At 64.7% G+C, this 11364-nt stretch carries 7 protein-coding genes; 3 read left to right on the top strand and 4 right to left on the bottom strand.

What is annotated here, in order from left to right; translation table 11 throughout:
* Window positions 1-49: 49 nt before the first annotated feature.
* A complete protein-coding gene (gene hemC / locus OYT13_RS05895) occupies window positions 50-1018 on the bottom strand; it encodes a hydroxymethylbilane synthase (RefSeq protein ID WP_261939015.1) in 969 nt (322 codons plus the stop codon).
* A 79-nt stretch (window positions 1019-1097) separates the two neighbouring features.
* On the opposite strand from hemC, the gene ppc reads away from it, so the two are divergent.
* From ppc to argH, 3 genes are all read left to right on the top strand, one after another.
* A complete protein-coding gene (ppc, locus tag OYT13_RS05890; RefSeq protein ID WP_327198119.1) occupies window positions 1098-4064 on the top strand; it encodes a phosphoenolpyruvate carboxylase in 2967 nt (988 codons plus the stop codon).
* 412 nt (window positions 4065-4476) lie between these two features.
* Window positions 4477-5067 (top strand): gamma subclass chorismate mutase AroQ, encoded by a 591-nt coding sequence (gene aroQ, locus OYT13_RS05885; protein ID WP_261939016.1) that lies wholly within the window; start codon window positions 4477-4479, stop codon window positions 5065-5067.
* Between the two features lie 213 nt (window positions 5068-5280).
* Window positions 5281-6678: an argininosuccinate lyase gene (gene argH, locus OYT13_RS05880; protein WP_261939017.1), complete on the top strand. Its 1398-nt coding sequence runs from the start codon at window positions 5281-5283 to the stop codon at window positions 6676-6678.
* Between the two features lie 113 nt (window positions 6679-6791).
* Here the strand turns inward: argH and gltS are convergent, their stop codons facing one another.
* From gltS to dcd, 3 genes are all read right to left on the bottom strand, one after another.
* The gene (gene gltS / locus OYT13_RS05875; RefSeq protein ID WP_261939018.1) at window positions 6792-8006 is read right to left on the bottom strand and encodes a sodium/glutamate symporter; all 1215 of its coding nucleotides are present in this window, start codon (window positions 8004-8006) and stop codon (window positions 6792-6794) included.
* Between the two features lie 354 nt (window positions 8007-8360).
* Complete coding sequence (locus OYT13_RS05870; RefSeq protein ID WP_261939019.1) at window positions 8361-10646, bottom strand: arginine/lysine/ornithine decarboxylase; 2286 nt, start codon at window positions 10644-10646, stop codon at window positions 8361-8363.
* Between the two features lie 105 nt (window positions 10647-10751).
* Window positions 10752-11321, bottom strand: coding sequence for a dCTP deaminase (dcd, locus tag OYT13_RS05865; protein WP_026132167.1), 570 nt, complete (start codon window positions 11319-11321; stop codon window positions 10752-10754).
* Window positions 11322-11364: the final 43 nt, after the last annotated feature.

The following is an 11364-nucleotide window of genomic DNA, read 5'->3' as shown; positions in this document are numbered from 1 at the left end:
GACGCTGGCGCAACGCCAGCGGCGGGCGGCAAGGCCGGCGCGCGCGGGCTCAAGCGGGAGGATCCTTGGGCTCGGGCGGCGGCACCAGCGCCAAGCCTCCCGCATCGATCAGTTCCTGCGCGACCCGCTTCCCGAGCGCCTCGGCGCCGGCCACATCGCCGTCGGCGACATTGGCCGTGCCCTGAGCGCGCAGCACCGTCGCGCCGTCCGTCGACGCAATGAAAGCGCGCAGTGCCAGGTCGCCCTGCTGCGTAAATTCGGCAAACGCGCCCAGCGGCACCTGGCACGAGCCCCCCAGCGCACGCGACACGGCGCGCTCGGCGCTCACGGCCAGCGTGGTGTGGCCATGGTGAAGTGCGGCGAGCCATTGCAGGATTTCGGGACGTCCTGCGCGCACTTCGATGCCCAGCGCGCCCTGCCCGGCGGCCGGCAGGCTCACCTCCGGCGCGAGCGTGGCGCGAATGCGCTCGCCCAATCCCAGGCGTTTGAGACCGGCCGCCGCAAGAATGATCGCGGCGAAATCGCCCCGGTCGAGCTTGCCCAGACGCGTATCGAGGTTGCCCCGCAACGGCGCCACCAACAGGTGCGGATACCGGGCACGCAGACTCACTTCACGGCGCAGGCTCGACGTGCCGACCACCGCCCCGGCGGGCAGTGCATCGAGACTGTGGTAATCGTTGCTAACGAAAGCGTCGCAGGGATCCTCGCGCTCTAGCACCGCGGCCAGCGTGAAGCCTTCGGGCAGTTGCATCGGCACGTCCTTGAGCGAATGGACGGCGAGATCGGCCCGTCCATCGGCCAGGGCAAGTTCGAGTTCCTTGACGAATAGCCCCTTGCCGCCGACCTTCGCGAGCGAGCGATCGAGAATTTGGTCACCGCGAGTGGTCATTCCGAGGATACTCACGCGACACTGCGGATATAATTTGTGCAGCGCGTCACGCACGTGTTCGGCTTGCCACATGGCGAGCCGGCTCTCGCGCGAAGCGATCACCAGGGTTTCAGGAGCAGCGAAGTTCATTCAGCAACCGCGTGAAGACCAAAAGAAAAAATGGTAACACGCTTGACCGGCCCGAACGGCGGGTCGTGAGAGGAGCGACATGAAGAGCAGCGCAAAGGTAAAAGCCCCGCAAGAGGGCCTCGCCAAGTCGGTCGGCAAGACTTCCCCCGCGAAGGCAGCAGCCGCGGCCCCATCCACTTCCCGCCTGACGGCAGATGGGCCGGCCAAGGGCAAGGCCCGCCGCTCGCGTGAAGACAAGGACGCCCCGCTGCGCGAGGACATCCGCTTCCTCGGCCGCCTGTTGGGCGACGTGCTGCGCGAGCAACAAGGCAGCGACGCGTTCGATCTGGTCGAGACCATTCGCCAGAATGCGGTGCGCTTTCACCGCGAGGGCGACCGCAGCGCCGCCCGCGCGCTGGGCGCATTGCTCAACGGTCTGACCAACGAGCAAGCCATCGAGGTGGTGCGCGCGTTCAGCTACTTCTCGCATCTGGCCAACATCGCCGAGGACCGCCATCACAACCGCCGCCGTCGCGTGCACGCGCTCGCCGGCAGCCGGGCCCAGCCGGGCAGCCTGCGCGCCGCGCTGCAAAGCCTGAAAGACGCCGGCCTTGCCGATCCCGCCACGCTGCAGGCGTTCTTCGCGAGCGCGCTCATCGTGCCGGTGCTCACCGCCCACCCGACCGAAGTCCAGCGCAAGAGCATTCTCGACGCCGAGCGCGAAATTGCCCGTCTACTCGCGCATCGCGACGACGCCCTCACCGAGCGTGAGGCCTCGCGCAACACCGAATCCATGCGTGCCTACGTCACCACGCTCTGGCAGACGCGCATGCTGCGCAGTTCGCGCCTGACCGTGGCCGATGAAATCGAGAACGCGCTGTCGTACTACCGGAGCACGTTCCTCTCCGAGATTCCCGCCCTGTACGACGACGTGAGCGCCGAACTACACGACGCCGTGCCCGCCGTGCGCGCCGAAGGCCTCGGCCGCTTCCTGCAGATGGGTAGCTGGATCGGCGGCGATCGCGACGGCAACCCGAACGTCACGGCGCAAACGCTGCAACTGGCGATCACGAGCCAGGCCACCGAAATCTTCGCGCACTACCTCGAACAGGTGCACTTGCTGGGCGCGGAGTTGTCCGTCTCGCAACTGCTCGCCGGCGCCAGCGACGCGCTGCTCACGCTCGCGCGCCGCTCGCCCGACGATTCGCCGCACCGCACCGACGAGCCCTATCGACGCGCGCTCATCGGCGTGTACGCGCGTCTGGCCGCTACGGCGCGCGAATGGGTCGGCCATGTGCCGCATCGCGTCGCGGTCGGTCGCGCCAGCCCGTATCTCGACGCGAGCGAATTCATCTCGGATCTGAATACGGTGGTCGCGTCGCTCATGGCGCATCATGGCGGCGCTCTGGTCGCGCAACGCCTCGGCCCGCTCGTACGCGCCGCCGAGGTGTTCGGCTTCCATCTGGCCAGCATCGACCTGCGCCAGAGTTCGGACATTCACGAAGCCGTCATCGCCGAGTTGTTCGCCAAGGCGGGCATCGAAGCGAATTACGCGAAGCTCGACGAAGACCAGAAGCTCGCCCTGCTGCTGCGCGAACTGCGCGAGCCGCGCCCGTTGTTCTCGCCCTATCTCGACTACTCGCAGCGCACGCGCGACGAGCTGGCCGTGTTTGCCGCGGCGCGCGACATCCGCGCCCGCTTCGGCCCCCGCGCGGTGCGCAACTACATCATTTCGCATACGGAAACCGTGAGCGATCTGGTGGAAGTCATGCTGCTGCAAAAGGAGACCGGCCTCTTCCAGGGGGCGCTGGGTGGCAACGGCGCGAAGGCCATCGAGCCCAAGGTCGGTGCGATGGTCATCCCGCTGTTCGAAACGATTGCCGACTTGCGCAATGCGCCGGTCATCATGCGCGCGTTCTTCGACATCCCCGGCATGTCCGAGGTGGTCACGCAGCAAGGCGGCGAGCAGGAAGTCATGCTCGGCTACTCCGACAGCAACAAGGACGGCGGCTTCCTCACGTCGAACTGGGAGTTGTACAAGGCCGAACTCGCACTGGTCCATCTGTTCGAAGAGAAAGGCATTCGCCTGCGCCTGTTCCACGGCCGCGGCGGCACCGTGGGGCGTGGCGGCGGCCCGACCTACCAGGCCATCCTGTCGCAACCGCCGGGCACGGTGAAGGGGCAGATTCGTCTGACCGAGCAAGGCGAGATCATTGCGAGCAAGTTCGCCAACCCGGAGATCGGGCGGCGCAACCTGGAGACCATCGTGGCGGCCACGCTCGAAGCCACGCTGCTGCCGAGCCGCAACCAGCCGCCGCGTCTGGCCGCGTACGAACAGGTCATGCAGACGCTCTCGGACACGGCCTTCGCCGCGTATCGCGACCTCGTCTACGAGACGCCGGGCTTCACCGACTACTTCTTCTCGGCCACCCCGATCGCGGAAATCGCCGAGCTCAACATCGGCTCGCGTCCCGCCTCGCGCAAGTTCTCGGATCCGAAGAACCGTCGTATCGAAGACCTGCGCGCGATTCCGTGGGGCTTCTCGTGGGGCCAGTGCCGTCTGCTCATCACCGGCTGGTACGGCTTCGGCAGCGCCGTGCAGGCATTTCTCGACGGCGGGCAAGGTAAAGCCGCGAAGGCCGACGCCGAAGGTCGCGAAAAGCGTCTCGATACCTTGCGTCAGATGGTCAAGCGCTGGCCGTTCTTCGCGACGCTGCTCTCGAACATGGACATGGTGCTCGCCAAGACCGATCTGGCCGTGGCGTCGCGTTATGCCGAACTGGTGCCGGACGAAAAGCTGCACAAGCGCGTGTTCAATCGCATCGTTGCCGAATGGCAGAGCACGTCGCAGGCGCTCGCGCTCATCACCGGTCACGAGGAGCGACTGGCGGACAACCCGCTGCTCGCCCGCTCGATCAAGAACCGCTTCCCCTACCTCGATCCGCTCAACCACTTGCAAGTCGAGTTGTTGCGCCGGCATCGTGCGGGGGAATCGGACGAGCGCGCGCGTCGCGGCATCCACCTGTCCATCAACGGCATTGCCGCCGGGCTGCGCAACACGGGCTGACGTCCTCGCGGCGTGACCCGGCGCCGGCTCCGCAGTCCGCGGGGCCGGCGCACAACGTCGATGGGCCGAAAACGCCATGTTGGCCGCGCGGTACTCCGCTTGAGATTCTCCCCAACGACAGTGGGCCGATAGAACGGTATATTTCGGGAATTCGATTCGATGGCTGCCGGGGGGCCCATCCATCATGCAATCCGATTCCAACGCAGTCTCCGCGCGAGGTACGCGCTTACGACGGGTCTCCAGACGCTTCACGGCCACCGCGCTTGGCCTGATTTGCGCAGGTGCACAGGCGGGTTCGGCCGTCCAGATGTCACCACACAACGCCAGCACCGGCCTTTCATCTTCCGCATCCTCGCCCCCGCCCGCGCCCGTCTCGCATGCACTCGCTGCGGCGCCGCACGGCGTGCGCGGTTTGGCCGTACGCCTTGTCTCGCAAACGCTCGCGTCGTCGCCCGCGAGTCCACCCAAGCCGCGGCCGATCGTCGATCCCGTGCTCGACCCGCTGATGCACGGGATTCTGGAGCGACTGGCGATCAGCGAAGCGGTTGCGCGGACCAAATACACGTCGGGCAAGCCGGTGCAGGACACCCCACGCGAGCAGGCGTTGCTTGACAGCATGGGAGACCGGGCCACCCAGTACGGCCTGACGCCCGCGCAGGTGCGCACGTTCTTCCGTCTGCAGATCGAGGCGGGCAAGCTGGTGCAGACCGCCTTGCTGGCCCGCTGGAAGCGCGAAGGCAGCGCGCCCGGGGAGCCGGTCGATCTGGCCACGCGTTTGCGTCCGGCGCTCGACCGGCTCGGCACTTCGCTCATGCGCGATCTCGGCCGCCTGTGCGCGTTGCCCGACGATCCATCGCGCATGGCGCGCATTCACCAGGCCCGCGAGCGGATCGCCAAGACGGCGAAGCTCGAAGCGCTGCAACGGGCGGCGTTCGACGAGGCAACGTCGGGTCTGTGCCTGTCGGCGCCGCCGCGCGTCTGGACGCTGTCGATGACGCACTGACCGGCACGCCCTGGCCCGGCCGCGCTCGACGCTGCGCCGACCGAGGCACCCTGCCCTGAGCGCTGGCGATGTTGCGCCGGCTGGGGCGCGCTGGACCCGCCGTCGGCCGAGTCGATGGGCCAACGCCGGGGTTGTATAATCCCGGTTTGCCGTGCTCCGCCACGGTCCGCTTCCATCTGCCCCCGATGGGCCTCGATTAGCCAAGCTACGACAATGACCTCCCAACTCCACAAGAAAGGCGAAGCCTGGTCGGCCCGCTTTTCCGAACCCGTTTCCGAACTCGTCAAGCGCTATACGGCGTCGGTCTTCTTCGACAAGCGCCTGGCGCTGTTCGACATCGAAGGGTCGCTCGCCCATGCGGATATGCTGTCGGCGCAAGGCATCATCAGCGCCCAGGATCTGGCCGACATCCAGCGCGGCATGACGCAGATTCGCGGCGAGATCGAACGTGGCGAGCTCGAGTGGCAACTGGATCTCGAAGACGTTCACCTGAACATCGAAGCGCGCCTGACCGCCCTCATCGGCGATGCGGGCAAGCGCCTGCACACCGGCCGCTCGCGTAACGATCAGGTGGCGACCGACATCCGACTGTGGCTGCGCAGCGAAATCGATCGCATCGGCAATCACCTCGGCGACCTGCGCCGGGCATTGCTGGATCTGGCCGATCAGCACAGCGCCACGATTCTGCCGGGCTTCACTCACCTGCAAGTCGCACAACCGGTGACGTTCGGTCATCACCTGCTGGCTTACTTCGAGATGTTCAGCCGCGACGCGGAACGCATGCTCGACGTGCGCCGCCGCGTGAACCGGCTGCCGCTGGGCGCTGCGGCGCTCGCCGGCACGAGCTATCCGATCGATCGGGAACGGGTCGCGGCGACGCTTGGCTTCGAAGAAGTCTGCGCGAACTCACTCGACGCCGTGTCGGATCGCGACTTCGCGATCGAATTCACGGCCGCCGCCGCGCTCGTGATGACGCACGTCTCGCGCTTCTCGGAAGAGTTGGTGCTGTGGATGAGCCCGCGCGTGGGCTTCATCGATCTGGCCGACCGCTTCTGTACCGGCAGCTCGATCATGCCGCAGAAGAAGAACCCGGACGTGCCCGAACTCGCGCGCGGCAAGACCGGTCGCGTCAACGGCCACCTGATCGCGCTGCTCACGCTGATGAAGGGCCAGCCGCTCGCCTACAACAAGGACAATCAGGAAGACAAGGAACCGCTGTTCGACACGGTCGACACCGTGATCGACACGCTGCGCATCTTCGCGGACATGGTGCCGGGCATCAAGGTACGCGAAGCCAATATGCGCAACGCCGCGCTGCAAGGCTTCTCGACCGCCACCGATCTGGCCGACTACCTCGTCAAGAAGGGTCTGCCGTTCCGCGACGCCCACGAAATCGTGGCGCATGCCGTGAAGATCTGCTCGGATCGCGATATCGATCTGGCCGACCTGTCGCTCGCCGAGTTGCAGAAGTTCTCGCCGCTCGTCGGTGAGGATGTCTTCGATTGCCTCACGCTCGAAGGCTCGGTCGCCAGCCGCAACCACATCGGCGGCACCGCGCCCGCCCAAGTGCAACGCGCCATCGCCGCCGCACGCGCGAAGCTCGCCAAGTAAGTGGCCCTGGCCAGGTCATTCGACTTGGCGGGCGCCAACGAAAATGCCACCCGGATGGGTGGCATTTTTCATGCGCGCGAGATGGACGTACGCGCGGGATCATGTCCCTCGCATCAGAACAGCGGCAGCGACAGGAACCCCTTGATGATGATCGCGTTGAGGATGTCGATGAAGAACGCCCCCACCATCGGCACGATCAGGAATGCGATGTGCGACGGGCCGAAACGCTCGGTCACCGCCTGCATGTTGGCGATGGCCGTCGGCGTCGCACCCAGCCCGAATCCGCAGTGGCCCGCCGCGAGCACGGCCGCATCGTAGTTGCGTCCCATGACGCGGAACGTGACGAAGATCGCATACGCCGCCATCGCGACCGCCTGCACAACGAGAATCACGATCATCGGCAGCGCCAGCGTCGAGAGATCCCACAGACGCAAGGTCATGAGCGCCATCGCCAGAAAGAGCGAGAGACTCACATTGCCAAGCACCGACAGCGAGCGCTCAAACACCTCGTAGCCCACGAGCGACAGCAAATTGCGCACAACGACACCGGTAAACAGCACGCACACGAACGTCGGCAATTCGAAGGCCGTGCCTGCCAGCCAGCGCGCAATGACCTCGCCGCCCAGCAAACAGATGGCAATCATCGCCACCGTTTCGATCAGCGCCTGCGCGGTGATCAACCGCACCGTGTGCGGCTGCTCGAAGCCCTCCGGCGTGGTCTGTTGCGCCGCGGCGGCGCCCGGCACGTTGGTGCCCAGACGCCCCACCAGGTAACGCGCGACCGGCCCGCCCAGCAGCCCGCCAAACACCAGCCCGAAGGTGGCGCAAGCCATCGCGATTTCCAGTGCCGACTGCACACCATAGCGCGCGGTCAGCGTGTCACCCCATGCCGCGCCCGTGCCGTGTCCGCCCGCCAGCGTAATCGACCCGCCCAACAAGCCGACGCCCGGCGCCAGCCCCATCATGGACGCAAGTCCCACGCCGATCGCGTTCTGTACGATCAACATGCCCGCCACCACGCCAAGGAACAACACCAGGCGACGCCCGCCGGCCTTCAGGCTGGCTAGATTGGCCGACAGCCCGATGGTCGCGAAAAAGGCAAGCATGAGCGGCGTTTGCAACGACGTGTCGAACTTCAGCTCAACCTGCCCAAACTGGCGCAGCGCCAACGCGCCCACGGCCACCAGCAAGCCAGCCGCCACGGGTTCAGGAATGCTGTAGGTGCGCAGCGGCCCAATCCATTCGACCAGCTTGCGCCCAAGCAACAACACCAACGTGGCACAGACGAGCGTGCCGTAGGTGCTGAACTCCAGTTGTCCGGTTTCCATGAATTCTCCCGCTCGAAAAAAGTGCGTCGAGTGTAGCAACCGAATCGGCCCAAATTAACGGGAAATCACCCAAATTGGCGCAGTTCGAGCCAAACCACAAATCGGGTACGCCCCGCCGCATCTCGACGATCGTCAGGCATCTTCCGCCATTTAATGGCCAATTTCACGAATTCGGCTACGCATTTTCGTCCGACAACGCTTCGCAACGCGCGATACGTGAAATGCGTCCAGCAAAAACGGGCGTATAAGGCGCGCCGCCACACGCTGGGCATCCGCATGCCGACTTCGTTGAAACAAAAAAAGCCCCGTGCTTTCACACGGGGCCGGATGTCGCCACAGGCGCGCTCGCGTAGCTTACTGGCGCACACAATCCACAAAATACTCGGGGCGTCCGTCCACTTCCTCGACGACCAGACCGTGGATATCGGTATGGAAGCCCGGGAAGCGTTCGTTGAAGTCGCGCGCGAAACGCAGATACTCGATGATCGCGGCGTTGAAGCGTTCGCCGGGAATCAACAACGGAATACCCGGCGGATACGGCGTGAGCAACACGCTCGTCACGCGCCCTTCGAGTTCGTCGATGGGCACGCGGTCGATCTGGCGGTGCGCCAGTTTCGAGAACGCGTCGGTCGGCTTCATCGCGGGCTGCATGTCCGAGAGGTACATCTCGGTCGTCACGCGCGCCACGTCGTTCGCCTTGTACACGCTGTGGATCTGATCGCACAGATCGCGCAGTCCGATGCGCTCGTAGCGCGGGAACTGCGCCACGAACTCCGGCAGTACGCGCCAGAGCGGGCGGTTGTGATCGTAATCGTCCTTGAACTGCTGCAGCTCGGTCACCATCGAATTCCAGCGGCCCTTGGTGATGCCGATGGTAAACATGATGAAGAACGAATAAAGCCCGGTCTTCTCGACGATGATGCCGTGTTCGGCAAGGTACTTGGTAACGATGGCTGCGGGAATGCCGCTCTCGCCGAACTCGCCGTCCACGTCCAACCCCGGCGTGATGATCGTCGCCTTGATCGGATCGAGCATGTTGAAGCCTTCGGCCAGATCGCCAAAGCCGTGCCAGCGCTCGTTGGCACGCAGCACCCAGTCGTCGCGCTGAATCGTGCCCTCGTCGCCCAGATGCTCCGGGCCCCAGACCGAGAACCACCACGAATCGCCGTACTCGGCCGCCACCTTGCGCATGGCACGGCGGAAGTCGAGCGCCTCGACGATCGACTCTTCGACCAGCGCCGTGCCGCCCGGCGGCTCCATCATCGCGGCCGCCACGTCGCACGACGCGATGATCGCGTACTGCGGCGAGGTCGACGTGTGCATCAGGTACGCCTCGTTGAAGCGATACGTGTCGAAGGTTCGCGCTTCCGATTCCTGCACCACGATCTGCGACGCTTGCGAAATACCGGCGAGCAACTTGTGCGTAGAGTGCGTGGCGTAGACCGTGGCCTCCGCCGAGCGCGGGCGCCCTTCGCCGATCGCGTGCATGTCGCGATAGAACTCGTGGAACGCCGCGTGCGGCAGCCAGGCTTCATCGAAGTGCAACGTGTCGATGTTGTTGCCCAGCAATTCCTTGATCATCTCGACGTTGTAGATGACGCCGTCATAGGTGCTCTGCGTAATCGTGAGAATACGCGGCTTGGCGTTCGGATCGCGTTCCAGCACTTCGCGCGCGAACGGGTTCGCTTCGATCTTGGCGCGAATGACTTCCGGCTCGAACTCCGACTTCGGAATCGGGCCGATGATGCCGAGGTGGTTGCGCGTCGGCGTAAGAAACACCGGCACGGCGCCCGTCATCGTGATCGCGTGCAGGATCGACTTGTGGCAGTTGCGGTCGACTACGACGATGTCGCCCGGCGCCACGGTGGCATGCCACACGATCTTGTTCGAGGTCGACGTGCCGTTCGTCACGAAGAACAGATGATCCGCGTTGAAAATGCGCGCCGCATTGCGCTCCGACGCACCCACCGGGCCGTTGTGGTCAAGCAACTGACCCAATTCTTCCACGGCGTTGCACACGTCCGCGCGCAGCATGTTCTCACCGAAGAACTGGTGGAACATCTGGCCCACCGGGCTCTTGAGGAACGCCACGCCGCCCGAGTGGCCCGGGCAGTGCCACGAATATGAACCGTCGGCCGCATAGTGCGTGAGCGAGCGGAAGAACGGCGGCGGCAGCGAGTCGAGGTACGACCTGGCTTCACGGATGATGTGACGCGCCACGAACTCCGGCGTGTCTTCGAACATGTGAATGAAGCCGTGCAGCTCGCGCAGGATGTCGTTCGGGATGTGGCGCGACGTGCGCGTCTCGCCGTACAGGAAAATCGGAATGTCCGGGTTGCGACGGCGCACTTCCTGCACGAACGCGCGCAGGTTGATGATGGCCAGCGCCAGCTCGCCCTCGCCTTCACCGCCCGCTTCGCTCGAAAACGTGCCGAACTCGTCGTCGTCGATGGACAGGATGAAACTCGATGCGCGGCTCGCCTGTTGCGCAAACGAAGTCAGGTCACCGTAGCTCGTGAGACCGTTGACCTCCATGCCCTCGGCTTCGATGGCCTCCGCCAAGGAGCGAATCCCGGATCCGGAGATGTTTTCGGAGCGGAAGTCTTCGTCGATGATGACGATCGGAAAACGGAATTTCATTGGCGTTCCTTCGACAAAAGAACGAGCCACGGTCCGACATGGCCGTGGCTCTTGGGCAGTGCGACGTTGCGGGTGCTCACCGGTGGCGAGTCAAGCCTGCGCAGGCTAGGTTTTCGGCAGCGTGACGCCACGCTGTCCCTGGTACTTCCCGCCGCGATCCTTGTACGACGTCTCGCAGACTTCGTCGGATTCGAAGAACAGCACCTGAGCCACGCCCTCATTGGCGTAGATCTTGGCCGGCAGCGGCGTGGTGTTCGAGAATTCCAGCGTCACATAGCCCTCCCATTCGGGCTCGAACGGCGTCACGTTCACGATGATGCCGCAACGGGCATACGTCGATTTGCCGAGACATACGGTGAGCACGTTGCGCGGAATACGGAAGTACTCGACGGTGCGCGCGAGCGCGAACGAGTTCGGCGGAATGATGCAGACATCGCCGGAGAAGTCGACGAACGACTTTTCGTCGAAGTTCTTCGGGTCGACAATCGTCGAGTTGATGTTCGTGAAGATCTTGAATTCAGCCGCACAGCGAATATCGTAGCCGTAACTCGACGTGCCATAGCTGACGATCTTCTGCCCGTCCTGGGATTGCCGGACCTGCGACGGCTCGAAGGGCTCGATCATGCCGTGCGCCTCGGCCATACGCCGGATCCATTTGTCGGACTTGATGCTCATGTGTGGGCCTGAATGGGCGTGGTACGTGAAAAATTGGGCGTAT

The sequence above is a fragment of the Pandoraea sp. XJJ-1 genome (assembly GCF_026802345.1).
Classification (GTDB): domain Bacteria; phylum Pseudomonadota; class Gammaproteobacteria; order Burkholderiales; family Burkholderiaceae; genus Pandoraea; species Pandoraea cepalis.
This window is presented reverse-complemented; position numbering and strand designations above follow the sequence as displayed.